The following is a 14,402-nucleotide window of genomic DNA, read 5'->3' as shown; positions in this document are numbered from 1 at the left end:
GGTCTCTACTCCTGCCAGCCGGAATGGATATAGGTGTCGGCGAAACGCTTCAGCGAGTCCTGCTTGGCGGCCAGTGGGGCGTCGAAGCCCAACCCGTCGAGCATCCAGGGGATCACGATGTTGTCGGTGACTCCGGCCTGCGCCAGTTCGCGGTGGCCGTCGACGCCGAACTTGTCGATGCACACGGCTTGGTACTCGAACGGCACGTCGGCGCGGTCGTACTCGGCCAGCAGCGCACGGAGTTTGCCGATGGTCTCGGCCAGTTGCGCGCCGGTCATCATCGCCGACGTCCAGCCGTCGCCGATGCGGGCGGCGCGTTTCAGGGCGACGTCGGTGTGCCCGCCCACATAGAAGGGCACGGGCGCACTCGGCGCCGGGCTCATCTGCAGCCGATCGAAATCGTAGAACTGGCCGTGGAATTCGACCATTCCGCCGGCCAGCACCAGTTTGATGACCTCGATCATCTCGTCGACCCGGGCGCCGCGGCGAGCATAGGGGACGCCACACCATTCGAATTCCTCGGGCGCCCAGCCGATCCCGACGCCCAAGGCGAACCGGTTACCGGTCAGGTTGGCCACCGAGCCCACTTGGCGGGCCAGCAGCAGCGGGTTGCGTGACCCCAGCTTGAGTACGTTGGTGTAGAACCGCAGTGTCGAGGTGACCGCTCCCATCGCGGCGGCCGCGATCAGTGGGTCCACCCAGGGCGTCTCGGCGTTCCACATCCGGGAGCCGTCCGGGGTGTAGGGATAGTCCGCCGCCGCGGATTCCATGAAGAACAGCGAGTCGGGCAGCGCGATCGCGTCGAAACCCACCTCTTCGGCGCATCGCGCCAGGGCGACCAGTTCGTCGACCGGCCCCATCGCGACGCTGAGGGAGTACTTCATCATGCGGAAGGTTTGCCGGGTTTCTCGCTGCCGACCACCCACATCGAGTAGTACTGCGAGCCGCCGCCATAGGCGTGTCCCAGCGCCTTGCGGGCATTGGGCACCTGGTGATCCCCGGCCTTGCCCATCACCTGGATCGCGGACTCGGCGAACCGGATCATCCCGGATGCGCCGATCGGGTTGGACGACAGCACCCCACCGGACGGGTTCACCGGCAGCCTTCCGCCGATCGCGGTCTCGCCGGCCTGGGTCAGCTTCCAGCCCTCGCCGACTGGCGCAAAGCCCAGGTTCTCCAGCCACATCGGCTCGAACCAGGAGAACGGCACGTAGATCTCCGCGGCGTCGATCTCGTCGATCGGGCTGGTGATCCCGGCGTCGCGCCAGAGCGCGGCCGCGGCGTCGCGGCCGGCCTGCGGGTTGACCTGGTCGCGGCCGGCGTAGGCCAGCGGTTCGGTGCGCAGCGCGGTGGCGTGAATCCAGGCCACCGGATGGCCCTCGGCGATTCGAGCGGCCGCTGCGTCTTCAGAGCCGATCACCACCGCGCACGCGCCGTCCGAGGACGGACAGGTCTCGTCGAAACGGATCGGGTCCCACAGCATCTGTGACGACATCACCTTCTCCACGGTGATGTCGGGCTGGTGCAGGTGCGCGAGCGGGTTGCGGGAACCGTTGAGCCGGTCTTTGACCACCACCTTGGCTCCGGTGTCCAGCGGTGCGCCGGACCGGCGGATGTAGGCGCGCACGTGCGGGGCGAAATAGCCGCCCGCGCCGGCCCCGACCGGTTTGGTGAACGGCACCGGGATGCTCAGCCCCCACATGGCGTTGGACTCCGACTGCTTCTCCCAGGCCATCGCCAGCACCCGGCGGTACTTGCCGGACTTGACCAGGCTGGCGGCGACGATCGCAGTCGACCCGCCCACCGAGCCGGCGGTGTGCACCCGGATCAGCGGTTTGCCGGTGGCGCCCACGGCATCGGCCATGAACAGCTCCGGCATCATCACGCCCTCGAAGAAGTCCGGCGCCTTGCCGACCACCACCGCGTCGATGTCGGCGAACGTCGAACCGGAGTCTGCCAGCGCGCGGTCGATCGCCTCGCGTACCAGGCCGTTCATCGATACGTCATGGCGCTTGGCGACATACTTGGTCTGCCCGGTGCCGAGCACCGCGGCGAGTTGGGTGGCCATCAGTTACGTCCCTCCATCACCGCGACCAGATTCTGTTGCAGCGCCGGCCCGCTGGTGGCGTGCGCCAGCACGCGGCCCGCCGAACGAGAGAAGATGTGCCGGGCGGCGAAACCGATCCGCTCCAGCCCTGCGACGAACATCGGGTTGGCCGCCAACGCGCCGCCCGACGGATTGACCTTCGCCCTCGACGGCAACCGCATCGCCTCGGTCAGGATCAGGTGCTGATGGGTGAACGGCGCATGGATCTCGGCGACCTCCACGGCCGGCATGTCGTCGCCACTGGCCGCGTGCGCCGACGCGGTCGTCGACGGCGAGCGGGTCAGATCGCGGCTGCCGAGCACCGGGGAGTCGATGCGGTGCTCGAAACCGGTGATCCAGGCCGGGTTTTCGCACAGTTCGCGGGCCCTGTCGCCGGCGGCCAGAACGATGGCGGCGGCGCCGTCGGTGATCGGTGCGATGTCGTGCCGGCGCAGCGGGTCGGCGAAGAACGGGCGCTCCAGCAGTTCGTCGAGGCTGTCCGAGGACTCCACCGAATCCACCCGGTCGGCGACCGCGAACGATTCCAGCGCCACCCGGGCCATCTGCTCTTGGGTCCACTGCCCGCCGTCGAGACCGACCCGGGCCTGCAGCCCGGCGATCGAGACCGAGTCCGGCCACAGCGGGGCGACGGTGTAGGGGTCGGTCTGCAGCGCCAGGATCCGGCGCAGCTGTCCGGCCGAGGACTTGCCGAATCCGTAGGCCAATGCGGTGTCGACCTCACCGGTCAGCACCTTGATGTAGGCCTCATACAGGGCCCAGGCGCCGTCCATCTCCACGTGCGACTCGTTGATCGGCGGTACCGCGCCGATCGAATCGATCGCCGAGATGAACGAGAAAGCCCGCCCGGCAAGGTAATCCGAGGAACCGGAGCACCAGAAGCCGATGTCGGCGCGTTCGATGCCCAGTTCACGGTAAAGCTGTTCGAAACACGGCATCAACATTTCGACGCCGTTGGTGGTGCCGTCGGTGCGGCGGACGTGCGGGGCGTGGGCGAAACCCACCACCGCGACATCGCGAGTGCTCATCTTCGCGGGTTCCCCTTACAGGTGGTGCTTGTAGGTGTCGTAGTCGGCGTCCGGCTCCCCGGTCGGCCGGAAGTACTCGATGTTCTCCATGCCGTAGATCCACTCCTCGCGCGGCTTCCACACCGCCTGCACCCGCATGCCCATCCGCACGTCGACGGCGTCGACGTCGGAAACCAGTGTCAGGAACGGGATGTCGGCGCCGTCGAGCAGTACGTAGGCCGCCACGTAGGGCGGTGTGATCTTCTGGCCCTGGAACGGGATGTTGATGATCGCGAACGTGGTGATGGTGCCGGTGTCGGGCAGTTCGACGTAGTCGGTGAGCTGTCGGCCGGTGGCCGGGTCGGCCTCTCGGGCGGGGAAGTAGACCTTTCCGTCTTCGCCCGTACGCGCGCCCAGCAGCTTGCCCTCCTTGAACGCACGAAGGTAAGCGCTCTCCGGGTGCGAGGCGCTGTGCTGGATCTCCAGCGAGATCGGAGTGATCACCATCGACACCGGGTCCCGCTCGTCGGAGCCTTGCTCGACCGGTTCGGGGTCCTCGCCGATCGCGAAGTAGGCGATGTCGGTGATCGCGCCGACGGTCTCGTCGGCCCAGTGCACGTGCACCCGGGTGCCCACGCTGATCGCCTTGGGGCCTTCGGCGGCCACCGCGTGCAGCAACGGCACGTCGGCGCCGTCGAGCTTGATCAGCGCCCAGGCGAACGGGGTGTCCAGCGGCTGGCCCTCGAGGGGCTCCGGCTGCCAGGACCATGACACTACGGTTCCGACACTGGCCACCGGTACGATCTCCGTGAGCTGTTCGTATGTGACCGGGTCGTACTCGGCGGGCGGTACGTATACCCGGCCGTCGGAGCCGCGGACGCCGACGATGCGGCGCTCACGCAGAGCGGTGAAGAATTGGCCCAGAACCGGACCCGTCGAACGGGTGTAGTCGAAAGACAACCCCAATGGGGCGGACAGCGGCGGTTCCGACGGTTCTGTCAGGGCGGAGCGGTGTTCGCTGACGGTCACGGCATCGAGTAGAACAGGTTCTAGGAATCTGGGCAAGAAGACGAGAAGGAATTCACCGATGAAGCTGGGACTGCAACTGGGATATTGGGGCGCGCAGACGCCGACGAACCACGCCGAATTGGTGGCCGCGGCCGAGGACGTCGGCTTCGACGCCGTCTTCACCGCCGAAGCCTGGGGTTCGGATGCCTACACGCCACTGGCGTGGTGGGGGTCGTCGACGTCGCGGGTGCGGCTGGGCACCTCGGTGGTGCAACTGTCGGCGCGCACGCCGACCGCGTGTGCGATGGCTGCGCTGACACTGGATCACCTCTCGGGCGGCCGGCACATCCTCGGGCTCGGTGTCTCGGGCCCACAGGTGGTGGAGGGCTGGTACGGCCAGCGCTTCGGCAAGCCGCTGGCCCGCACCCGCGAGTACATCGACATCCTGCGGCAGGTGTGGGCCCGCGAGGCCCCGGTGACCAGCGCCGGACCGCACTACCCGCTGCCGCTGTCCGGTGAGGGCACCACCGGTCTGGGCAAGGCGCTCAAGCCGATCACTCACCCGCGCCGTGCCGACATCCCGGTGATGCTCGGTGCGGAGGGGCCGAAGAACGTCGCGCTGGCCGCGGAGATCGCCGACGGCTGGCTGCCGATCTTCTACGCGCCGCGGCTGGCCGGCATGTACAACGAGTGGCTCGACGAGGGCTTCGCGCGGCCCGGGGCGCGGCGTACCCGGGAAAACTTCGAGATCTGCGCGACCGCGCAGGTGGTCATCACCGAGGATCGTGCGGCGGCGTTCGCCGGCATCAAACCGTTCCTGGCGCTCTACATGGGCGGCATGGGTTCGGAGGACACCAACTTCCACGCCGAGGTCTACCGCCGGATGGGTTACGCAGACGTCGTCGACGACGTCACCAAGCTGTTCCGCAGCGATCGCAAAGATGAAGCCGCCAAGGTCATCCCGGACGAGCTGGTCGACGACGCCGTGATCGTCGGCGACATCGACTACGTGCGTAAGCAGATCAAGGTGTGGGAGGCCGCCGGGGTGACGATGATGGTCGTCGCCGCGCGCGACACCGCCCAGGTTCAGCAGCTCGCGTCGCTGCTCTAGCTCCTGGCGTTCTCCCGGCGAGCAGACACAGATTCGCACGAAACCTGCGCTCTGCGTGCGATTCTGCGTCTGCTCGCGGTCTGGGTCGCCTGACGCCGCTGCGGCCGCGGCTGGTGCCCGGCGGGCCACGATTTAGGGCAAGTCACCGTCGTCCAGCTCCCAATGACGGGGGTGTATCCGGTATTCCATGGATCTCTTGGGGCGCCGTGGCCAGCGCTTTCCCAAGTAGAACCCCGGGAAATAGAGTGCTGCGAAGATTCCTGCCGTCATGATAGTCAAGATCGTTAGTTGGAGTCGGTGACCGCGCGCGACCGGATAATTCCAGCTCGCATCCCAGTAGCCGGCGAAGAGTGGGAAATAAACGCAGATGGTCGTGGCCAGGATTGCGCCGATATTCATTTGATGATGGACGAAATCGCCGTAAATGACGAGCATACATATTAGGTAACCGACGATCAGCATCCACCAGGTTTGATTGGCCGTGGAAGACCCGGTATAGGAGTCGGGAAGGGGATCGTGGGCGGGGTGGGAGTTTTCCGGTGTAGTTTCCGCTAGTCGGTTGGACCTTTGCACTGCGTATATTTTTCCGCGAAGCTTGACGTATGGCGTGTTGGTAAAGGCTCTGAATATAAGTAGGAGGCCAAATACTAGCACTGCTTCAAGGCCATACCGCCAATTAGGCAGCATGCCTAAGAAAACAAATGCAAGAGCCGCGCAGTTGGCGCCCCAAAAGATGCGTCTGCTCCGGATGAGGTTATTCCGGTCAGCCAGATTCGGGATGCAAGAGATGCCCAGGCAAACAATAGCGCCAACAAAAGCAATCACCTGATCCATACTGGTGAAGCCGGCGGGCGGATTCATGTGATGAACGCTAATCGGTCCGCAACACGTGCGTCAATTTATTACCAGCTCGAGGAAGGTTTTCCATCGCCTTCACTCCATACACCGAACCGGCAACGCCGCCGGCCATCGCACCAACGAAAGCGCCCACCGGCCCAGCGAGGGCACCCACCGAGGCTCCAAGTTCTGCACCTGCGATTCCGCCTCCGATACCGGCGGCGTTTGTGGCCGCAACGTCCACGAGCGGCTGGTGGTCGACGAACACGTCGTAGAAACCGGTGCCGACCCCGAGTGCGGTGCCCGCGAAGCCCATGTGCTTCGAAAAATTCTTGATCGCGGCGATGTCTTCCGCGCTGTAAGCCACCCCCGGCGCCCAATGCTTTCCGGTAGGAACTTGGTCAGCAAACGCGTTGAGAGCTGCCGTGTCGGCACTGGTGGAGATTCCGGCTGCGTCGGTGACGTCGCGCAGGATGTGTCCAACGCGCCCGCGTGCGATGTCGCCGACGAGTTGCGTCGCGCCCGTCCGTGACATTCCGGCGTTTCTGACGAGGGCCTCGATGGCCTGCCGGGCGACCGTGACACGGGCATTTTGTTCCGCGGTGTCGAGTAGCTGAGTGGCCTGGTTTGGAGTGAAGGCTCGGCCGTCGGCCATCCCCTTTTCGAGGTCCTTCTGAAGCTCAAGGCGTGTTTGCGCGCGGGTTCGAGCGTCGCCTCCCATGGTGCGGTCCATCGGCAATGGCCCGATGAAGTTGGCCATCCGGTAGTCGTCAAGGCGCTCGCCGGCCAGGCGCTGGGCCTCAGAATCGGCGGCCGGATCCGTGACAGTCGCATAATCACGCAACCGCGCGGCGGCCGCCGCCTTCTCCGGCGTCATCTCGCCGGGGCTGCCCGCCAGCTCCTGGTCGCGATCACGCCGGGTGGTGCCGTACGTATCGGCGGCTTGATCAGCCTGCTGGTTCTGGGTCGGTTGGCCGGCGCCGTCGTAGCCGTGCAGCGGTGCCGGGTCGTAGCCATCGGAGAGCAGTTTGCTGGTCGCGTCTTGCAGGACCGTGGCATAGTCATCGCGGAGCTTTTCAACCTGATGCAGGATGCCGGCGGTGTCGTCTATCGCCACCTGTTCCAACTCCGAGGTGTCGAGCTGCGCCTGCTGGTACCTCCCGATGCGGTTGTCGATGTCTTGAAGTTGGATCTCGAGCGCGTTGATCTTCGCGGCCGCGGACTTTTGGGCCTGGGCCAGCGCGGCGGCGATGGTTTCCAGATCGGTGCCGATCGCGGAGAGTTGCGTTTGCTGCAGATGCAAGGTATCGGTGGCGCGCTGCACTTCGGCGGAGTCGGTGATGGGGTGTTCGCCGTTCTGCCGGTTCCAGGCGGCCTGGAATCGTTGGCGGGCTTGGGCGAAGGCGGCACTGGATTCGGCGGTGCAGGCGCCGGCGTCGTGGAAGGCTCGGGCCAGCCCGTCGATGACGACCGGGTCACCGCTTTGCAGGGTGTTGTTGACCTGCCACGGGTCGCCGCCGGCCGCGCCGATCAGCAGTGCCAGGTTTATGTGCTGGAGTTGCACCGCACCGCACGAAGCTGGGCCGCGTTGTCCTGATCCATACCGGTGAACTCGCAGGCGGCGCGATGAGCTTTGTCCCCGACCTCGGCCAGGGTGCGGCGATGGTCCTGGAGGGTGAGGCTGTGCTCGGCGTGGGCCATCGATACCGCGTCGTAGAAGACATCCGCGGCACCGAAACCTCCGAAAATGCCCGCTGCTACCGACGCCTGGTTTAGCCGCGCCGCCCCGACTTGGGCGCGGGCGCCGGCGTCGTGCACCTGCGTCGCCCCTAAGCGCAGCATCGCGGGATCGACAAACATGGGGCACCTCTCTCGGCTCGGTCGTTAACGACCCTGACAGGAGGCCCTGTCGGCGTCAATTCAGTCTGCGAGGGGGCCTCGCGATTGTCGACGGTGTCCTCGGCTGCGCGTGGTCGAGGACAGTCGTAGTACGGCGACCTATTGTTCGAGCCTGTGGCCGCATTGTGGGAACGATGATGTAAGCGAAGAATCGGCACTCGGCGCTACCATCCGTGACGTGACCATGACACAGCCCTGGCCCGCACCACCCGCACCAGTCCGGTCCCGCAACTGGCTGACCGCGACACTGGCCGCCGTGGCCGTAGTCCTTGCTGCAGCGGCGTTGATCGTGGCGCTCACCCGGTCAGGGGCGGAGTCGAATCCGACTTACACCACCGAGCAAAAGGCCGAGGCGAAGACGCAATTATGTGAGCAGTACCTTCTCGCGGCGCACGCGATGAGCATCGAGACTGCTCCCGATGGCGATGTTGCGTTAGCGCGGGTCTCCATGACTAATGGCGCTTTAATACTGGAGACAGCCGCAGGGAATCCAGCACTCGAAACCAAATATCGTGACGCTGCCCGCGACCTAGCTCACGCCTACCAAACGATGGCTGCAAAGGGAACGAATGGTATGTCGACACCGGACCAATGGCAAGCGACAGTAGACGACACGAATGCAAAGGACCGCGTGATGAAGGGTCTATGCGGTGACTGACCTTCCGGACTCGGGGCCGTTCACGTTTTTGTTAGTAGGTGCGTGGTGGCCTGCCGCTCCTAACCAACCGACCGCGGCGGCTACCCATTGGTCCCAACACTCAGCCCTCAAGCAGCAAGAGGCGCAAGAACTCGATAAGCTCGTCAATCTAGTGAGTGACCACAATAGTGGCCGCACCGCAGACGACATGCTGGCCCGTCTCCGGCTCGGCAAGAAGCGGTTGCTCGACATCGCCTATCAATGTCGCGCGAAAGGCGAGGCCAATGCGAGCGTTGCCAATGCCGTGAATCATCTGCGGGATCGTCTCAAGGCGATCGCGGACGACGGCAACCACAAAATCGACCAGATCCTTGAAAAGCAAGGATCCATGGAAACGAAACTTCCTGAAGTAAACGCCGTGATTGCGCAAGCGAATTCCGATGCTACCAGTGCAGGTACAACCGCCTTGAATGCGATCGCCGACGCTACACAACAGATGTTCGAGGACGCCGGTCTCGATGCCAATGCCCGTGATTGGCTGCAAGACAACGGCGCGAACATCGGCGGCCCTCCGCCCCAGGCGCCCCTCACAGCCGAGCAAGTAATCAGGGCACAACACCCGGATGGCGACGGTGGTCAGGGTGGCCACGGCAACGGCGGTACGCAACCAAAGGATGGCACTGGTGCTGCTGGTGGCGACGGTGGTCGGGGCGGTCTCAACACAAATGGTTCGCAGCCAACTGAAGGGGCTGGTGCTGCTGGTGGCGACGGTGGTCAGGGCGGTCGTAACCCAAATGGTTCGCAGCCGTCCGGAGAGGCGGGCGCCACGGTAGGTTCCGGCGTCTCGGGCGGTACGGCGGACCGTACTGGCGGTTCCGACGGTGCCGCGAGTGGTGGTAGCGGCGTTACTACCGGAGCCAACGGCGGTGGAAGCGGAGGTAGAGGCGCCGCAACTGCGGCCAACGGGGGTGGTAGCGGCGCTACTGGTGGGAGTGGGGGCGGCGGTACCGGGGCAAACGGGGGCGGCAGCGGTAGTAGTGCTAACGCCAGCGGCGGCGGCAATACCGTGGCGCATGGAGGGGGCAGTACTGCGGTTAACGGCAGCGGCAGCGGCGGCAGTAGTCAAGCAAACGGCGGTGGCAATGGCGGCAGCGGCGCCATCGGCGGATCGCCGGGCGGTTCCCCTGGCTTCGCGGGAGGCGGCGGCGGCGGAGGAATACCCGGAGGAGGCGGGTCGGGTGGCGGGCTTGGCGCTCCCTCACCCCTGACTTCCTCCATGTCGCCGGGCCTCGGCGCCGGTGGAGCCGGCGCCACACCGCAGGGCCTCCAGGGCGGCGGGCTGAGCCAAGCATTTGCATCGGGTACACCCGGCGGGCCAGCTGGGGCAGGGGGACCGGGTGGTTCCCCACCGCCGTGGGCGCAAGGGGGACCCGGCTCCGGTGGCTTCGGTCAGGCGTCAGGTCCGCAGGTGCCGCCCTCACCATCGGTGACACCGATGGCGGGCGGGATGCTCGGCAATCTGGGAAATCTCGGGGCCTCCAGCCCGGAGGTTGCTCCTACAGCATCGACCGCCGGAGCCACGGCGCCGACTCCGGCGGCGACGCCGCCCGTGACCGCTGGGCCGACCTCGGTGCCGTCCGCGCCGATCAGTGCTGGTCCGGCAGCGCCATCGGGTCCGCTGCCCGGCTACGGTGCAGATCTGCGCCCGGCGGGGGCGGCTGCCGCGGCTGCGCCAGCAGGTCCAGCCGGAACAGCGGCACCGACGTCGCCGCCGCCTGGCAGTCCCACGACCCCGACTTCGGGCGGGACCACCGTCGCGTCCTCCGGTGATCGTGCTGCACCTGGCAAACCCACCGCCGGTGCCACCGGGCAATCGGGCGGATCGGTTGCCGGCAGCATGGGTGCCGCTGGTACGGCCGGGGCCGGAGCCGGCACCGCCGCCAAACGCATGGCCGAGCAGGACGACCTGCAGCGCAAGGTCGACACGGTGGCCCGCCAGGCGCCAAACCTTGCCTGGGCGGCCGGGCTGCGCGACGACGAGACCACCACGGTGCTGCTGACCGACCTGGCCGGCGGTTGGATCCCGCCCGGTGTCCTATTGCCGCCCGGAGTCGCCCTGCTCGCTCCCGCGCAGCGCCGTCATGACCTGAGCGCAGTCGAGCTGCTCGGCGCGGTCATCGCCACTGCAACGCATCAGCCCAACACCTATGTAGCTGAAGCTGGTCCCAACGATCCGCTTCCGGGTGCCGGAGAGCGCGCACGCTACGGCCAGCACATCGAAGAACTCGGTCCCACGCTCATCGAAGCAACCGGTGCCAACTCGCGGTTGCCGCGCATAGTGCAGACCATCGCCCACGCCGTGGCCCGCAGATCCGGTGTCGCGGACAACGAAATTGAACGATTCCGCAACGTCGTCACCGACACCGCAGACAAGGTGTTGTCGGCCTACCCCCACCATCTGCCCCGCGATGTCGCTGACTGGATGCTATTGGCGGCCATCGACGCCCTGATCGACGGAAGCGAAGAACTCGCCCGCTATCACCTGGCTTGGCATCTGGCCGTTACACCGGGCAAGTACGTCGCATGAACGCACTCGACGGTTCGCCGTGCGGTGCAGCTATGGCCGGACTGAACCAGTTGCTGGAATCAGAAGTATTGGCGCGCTTGGACTCCGCGGACGAGAAGCACGTGTAGACGACAGCCGCCGCCGTCAGCCACCTGCGCGCCAGGCTTACCGAGATCTGCGAAGCCGGGACCAGGCCTGCAACGCACACGGATTCGGCGTTGCCGAACCTCCGCCACCGCCACAGATCACCAAAGACAGACTTCGTTAACGCTTGACCACCTGGGCATCCCCGAACGTCATCTCGACGCGCCCGACCGTCGACGACATCATCGGTCGCTTCGGCAGACCCAGTGCGGCCAGTTCGCGGGCGTACGGGTGGGTGCCCAACCGCACCGTCGTACCGCCCATCGCGCCGCGTACGCCGGAAATCCGCATCTCCCAGGGGACTTGACGGGTCACACCGTCGAGGTGGCTGAACGCCTGCAGCGTCCGCGGCCGTGAGGTGAGAAGCCCTGGCACCGGTAGCCCGCGCCCGAACTCCATCGTGGCGATGTGCTGACCGTCGGCGGTCACATCGAAGCCCAGCCGCTTTCCATCGCGAACGGTGAAGTCCGCCATGATCTTCGGGAACCCCCAGATGGTGCGCCCGGCTTCCAATGTGAATTCTTGATCCACCGGCAGGTGGTGGATGAATGCACCGGCGGAACCCAAGGCGCGCCAGCCGCGGGCGGATGAACCCGGCGGGTTGACCATCACCGCGGTGCCGAACTCGTGGTACTTGCCCAGATCGCCGTCGATGTAGCGGGCCAGCATCAGGTTGACCACCGCCTGTCCCGGCCGATGCTGGAAGACCTGCAGGCCGCTGTAGTCGATCATCGCCTGTGCGGCGTCGGCCGAAACCGAGAACATCGCGGAATGCACATCCGCGTGACGGACGCGGACCGGCATGGTAAGCACAGTGCCAGCGATGGTGTGCTGTGAAAGAGCCATGACGCCCACTGTAATCCGGAGGACGCTGATGACCGAGGTTATGGCCGATGTGAAGCCGACGACCAAGCCCGATGTCGACTTGACCGATGGCACCTTCTACTCCGACGGCGGAGCGCGCGCCGCCTACAAGTGGATGCGCGCGCACGAGCCGGTGTTCCGGGACCGCAACGGTCAGGCCGCCGCGGCCAGCTACGCCGCGGTCATCGACGCCGAGCGCAACCCGGAGCTGTTCTCCAGCACCGGTGGCATCCGGCCCGACCAGCCGGGCATGCCCTACATGATCGACATGGATGACCCGGAGCACCTGGTACGCCGCAAGTTGGTCAACGCCGGCTTCACCCGCAAGCGAGTGCATGCCCAGTTGCCGTCCATCGGAGAGCTCTGTGACACGTTGATCGACGCCGTCTGCGAGCGCGGCGAGTGCGATTTCGTCCGCGACATCGCCGCGCCGCTGCCGATGGCGGTGATCGGCGACATGCTCGGCGTACTGCCCGAGGAACGGTCGTTGCTGCTGAAATGGTCCGACGACCTGGTGGCGGGGCAGAGTTCCCACCTGGATCCGGAATCGGCGACGTTTCAGGCGGTCATGGAGGCGTTCGCCGGCTGGACCGAGTTCACCAGAAGCATCATCGTCAAACGGCGTGCCGAGCCGACCGATGACCTGTTCTCCGTGCTGGTCAACGCGGAGGTGGACGGCGCGGTGATGTCCGATGACGAGATCATCTTCGAGACCCTGTTGATTCTCATCGGCGGCGACGAGACCACGCGGCACACGCTGTCCGGGGGGACCGAACAGCTGATTCGCCATCGCGATCAGTGGGACATGCTGGCCGCCGATGCGAGTCTGCTGCCCGGGGCGATCGAGGAGATGTTGCGGTGGACCTCTCCGGTGAAGAACATGTGCCGCACGTTGACTGCCGATACCGAGTTCCACGGTACCCAGCTCAGCCAGGGCGAGAAGATCATGCTGATGTTCGAATCGGCAAACTTCGACGAGTCGGTGTTCGACGAGCCCGAACGGTTCGACATCAAGCGCGACCCCAACAGCCATGTCGCGTTCGGCTTCGGCACCCACTTCTGCATGGGCAACCAGCTGGCGAGGCTGGAGCTTTCGCTGATGACCGAACGGGTGCTGCAGCGGCTGCCGGACCTGCGGCTGGCCGACGGCGCGGATGTGCCGCTGCGACCGGCGAACTTCGTCTCCGGTCCGGTGTCCATGCCGGTGGTGTTCACGCCGAGCAAGCCGGTGCTCGCGTAACTGAGCGTGTAGTCAGCGCGAGAATCGCGCACGAAAATCGCTGGGAGTGCACGATCGTCGTGCCCAAGCGTCCGCGACCCGGCCGAGGATGCCGCCTTCGGTGTCTTCACGGGTGATCCGCAGGTCGATCCAGCCGAGACCGGTCACGGTCTCATGGCGTCGGATGTCTTGGTTGAATCGCTGCGGCGTGGTGCGGTGGTGATCGCCTTCATAGTCGAGGCTGACCATGATCTCCTCCCAGCCCATGTCCAGCACAGCGACCAGTTGCCCCCATTGGTCATAAACCGGGATCTGCGTCTGCGGCGGCGGATAGCCGGACCGGATGAGGAGCAGTCGCAGCCCGGTCTCACGCGGTGAGTCGGCGCCGTCATCGACGAGCGGCAATGCGGTTCGAGCGCAACGGATTCCGCGGCGTCCTCGGTACCGGTCGACCAGCAAATCGACGTCGGCGGTCTTGAAGCGGGTGGCTTGGGCAAGGGAGTCGATGGCCGCGACGGCTCGACCGAGGGTGTAACGACACGCAAGGTCCAATGCAGTGCGGGCCGGCGTGGTGGCGGGTACCCCGTGGATCAGTTGGATCTCGTCGTCATCGACGCGGTCCGACCACGTGCGGATGTGCTTCGGGGGTCGGCGATAGTCATAGAGCAACTCCGCCGGTGCGTGATCATCAACCCATTTCGCGCCGTGCAGCGCGGCGGCCGACTGGCCGGCGACGACGCCGCGCCGCCGTGACCACAGCCACGCAGCTTGAGCCCGCAATACTGCGGTAGGCCGGGTACCAACCGGTACGTAGACGTCAGGATGGATCGCCACGAATCGGCTCCGCAAGGCGTACGGCGTCAGCCGGTCGGTCCGCACGGCTTCGCTGCCCAGAAACGGTGTCACCATGGCAGGAGTCTGCCTAAGACCCCTGACAGGCCCGCCGAACGTGTACTGGTTGCGAAAATCCAGCCGGAATCTCGCAGTGGTTACACGTTCGGCGAGG

Annotated in this window: 16 protein-coding genes; 5 read left to right on the top strand and 11 right to left on the bottom strand. The window is 65.9% G+C overall.

The window, feature by feature from the left end:
• Window positions 1-5: 5 nt before the first annotated feature.
• The 4 genes from AWC24_RS04090 to AWC24_RS04075 are packed head-to-tail and all read right to left on the bottom strand — an operon-like array spanning window position 6 to window position 4,113.
• Window positions 6-884 carry a TIGR03619 family F420-dependent LLM class oxidoreductase gene (locus AWC24_RS04090; RefSeq protein WP_085082307.1) on the bottom strand — a complete coding sequence of 293 codons (879 nt, stop codon included), beginning with the start codon at window positions 882-884 and terminating at the stop codon, window positions 6-8.
• Window positions 884-2,068 carry a thiolase family protein gene (locus AWC24_RS04085; protein ID WP_085082305.1) on the bottom strand — a complete coding sequence of 395 codons (1,185 nt, stop codon included), beginning with the start codon at window positions 2,066-2,068 and terminating at the stop codon, window positions 884-886. Before AWC24_RS04085 ends, AWC24_RS04090 begins: the two co-directional genes overlap by 1 nt.
• Window positions 2,068-3,132 carry a thiolase family protein gene (locus AWC24_RS04080; RefSeq protein ID WP_085082303.1) on the bottom strand — a complete coding sequence of 355 codons (1,065 nt, stop codon included), beginning with the start codon at window positions 3,130-3,132 and terminating at the stop codon, window positions 2,068-2,070. The genes AWC24_RS04085 and AWC24_RS04080 overlap by 1 nt, the downstream gene beginning before the upstream one ends.
• A gap of 15 nt (window positions 3,133-3,147) precedes the next feature.
• Window positions 3,148-4,113, bottom strand: coding sequence for a Zn-ribbon domain-containing OB-fold protein (locus AWC24_RS04075; RefSeq protein WP_174813681.1), 966 nt, complete (start codon window positions 4,111-4,113; stop codon window positions 3,148-3,150).
• Window positions 4,114-4,198: 85 nt separating this feature from the next.
• Here AWC24_RS04075 and AWC24_RS04070 point away from each other — a divergent pair, with 85 nt between their 5' ends.
• Window positions 4,199-5,230, top strand: a complete 1,032-nt coding sequence (locus AWC24_RS04070; protein ID WP_085082299.1) for an LLM class F420-dependent oxidoreductase — start codon at window positions 4,199-4,201, stop codon at window positions 5,228-5,230.
• A gap of 132 nt (window positions 5,231-5,362) precedes the next feature.
• Here AWC24_RS04070 and AWC24_RS22090 read toward each other — a convergent pair whose 3' ends face one another.
• The 3 genes from AWC24_RS22090 to AWC24_RS04055 are packed head-to-tail and all read right to left on the bottom strand — an operon-like array spanning window position 5,363 to window position 7,927.
• The gene (locus AWC24_RS22090; RefSeq protein ID WP_133055696.1) at window positions 5,363-6,091 is read right to left on the bottom strand and encodes a hypothetical protein; all 729 of its coding nucleotides are present in this window, start codon (window positions 6,089-6,091) and stop codon (window positions 5,363-5,365) included.
• 10 nt (window positions 6,092-6,101) lie between these two features.
• Complete coding sequence (locus tag AWC24_RS04060) at window positions 6,102-7,631, bottom strand: putative alpha/beta hydrolase (RefSeq protein WP_085082295.1); 1,530 nt, start codon at window positions 7,629-7,631, stop codon at window positions 6,102-6,104.
• Window positions 7,613-7,927 (bottom strand): DUF2563 family protein, encoded by a 315-nt coding sequence (locus AWC24_RS04055; RefSeq protein ID WP_085082293.1) that lies wholly within the window; start codon window positions 7,925-7,927, stop codon window positions 7,613-7,615. The genes AWC24_RS04060 and AWC24_RS04055 overlap by 19 nt, the downstream gene beginning before the upstream one ends.
• A gap of 223 nt (window positions 7,928-8,150) precedes the next feature.
• Between AWC24_RS04055 and AWC24_RS04050 the strand changes: the two genes are divergently transcribed.
• Window positions 8,151-8,624, top strand: coding sequence for a hypothetical protein (locus tag AWC24_RS04050; RefSeq protein WP_085082388.1), 474 nt, complete (start codon window positions 8,151-8,153; stop codon window positions 8,622-8,624).
• Between the two features lie 148 nt (window positions 8,625-8,772).
• Here the strand turns inward: AWC24_RS04050 and AWC24_RS22885 are convergent, their stop codons facing one another.
• On the bottom strand, window positions 8,773-9,252 hold the full coding sequence (locus tag AWC24_RS22885; RefSeq protein WP_085082291.1) for a hypothetical protein: 480 nt from the start codon (window positions 9,250-9,252) through the stop codon (window positions 8,773-8,775).
• Window positions 9,253-9,277: 25 nt separating this feature from the next.
• On the opposite strand from AWC24_RS22885, the gene AWC24_RS22880 reads away from it, so the two are divergent.
• A complete protein-coding gene (locus tag AWC24_RS22880) occupies window positions 9,278-9,436 on the top strand; it encodes a hypothetical protein (protein WP_163705437.1) in 159 nt (52 codons plus the stop codon).
• 813 nt (window positions 9,437-10,249) lie between these two features.
• Here the strand turns inward: AWC24_RS22880 and AWC24_RS22875 are convergent.
• Window positions 10,250-10,444 (bottom strand): hypothetical protein, encoded by a 195-nt coding sequence (locus tag AWC24_RS22875; RefSeq protein ID WP_133055695.1) that lies wholly within the window; start codon window positions 10,442-10,444, stop codon window positions 10,250-10,252.
• A 56-nt stretch (window positions 10,445-10,500) separates the two neighbouring features.
• Here AWC24_RS22875 and AWC24_RS22870 point away from each other — a divergent pair, with 56 nt between their 5' ends.
• Window positions 10,501-11,190, top strand: coding sequence for a DUF5631 domain-containing protein (locus tag AWC24_RS22870; protein ID WP_085082289.1), 690 nt, complete (start codon window positions 10,501-10,503; stop codon window positions 11,188-11,190).
• A 243-nt stretch (window positions 11,191-11,433) separates the two neighbouring features.
• On the opposite strand, the gene AWC24_RS04035 is transcribed toward AWC24_RS22870, so the two are convergent.
• Complete coding sequence (locus tag AWC24_RS04035) at window positions 11,434-12,159, bottom strand: acetoacetate decarboxylase family protein (protein ID WP_165757702.1); 726 nt, start codon at window positions 12,157-12,159, stop codon at window positions 11,434-11,436.
• Between the two features lie 40 nt (window positions 12,160-12,199).
• On the opposite strand from AWC24_RS04035, the gene AWC24_RS04030 reads away from it, so the two are divergent.
• Window positions 12,200-13,417 (top strand): cytochrome P450, encoded by a 1,218-nt coding sequence (locus AWC24_RS04030; protein WP_085082386.1) that lies wholly within the window; start codon window positions 12,200-12,202, stop codon window positions 13,415-13,417.
• Between the two features lie 12 nt (window positions 13,418-13,429).
• Here the strand turns inward: AWC24_RS04030 and AWC24_RS04025 are convergent, their stop codons facing one another.
• Window positions 13,430-14,305: a type IV toxin-antitoxin system AbiEi family antitoxin gene (locus tag AWC24_RS04025; RefSeq protein ID WP_085082285.1), complete on the bottom strand. Its 876-nt coding sequence runs from the start codon at window positions 14,303-14,305 to the stop codon at window positions 13,430-13,432.
• Window positions 14,306-14,402: the final 97 nt, after the last annotated feature.

The organism is Mycolicibacter senuensis, assembly GCF_002101885.1.
Taxonomy (GTDB): Bacteria; Actinomycetota; Actinomycetes; order Mycobacteriales; family Mycobacteriaceae; genus Mycobacterium; species Mycobacterium senuense.
The sequence above is the reverse complement of the archived record's forward strand: the minus strand, read 5'-3'. Positions and strand labels throughout refer to the sequence as shown.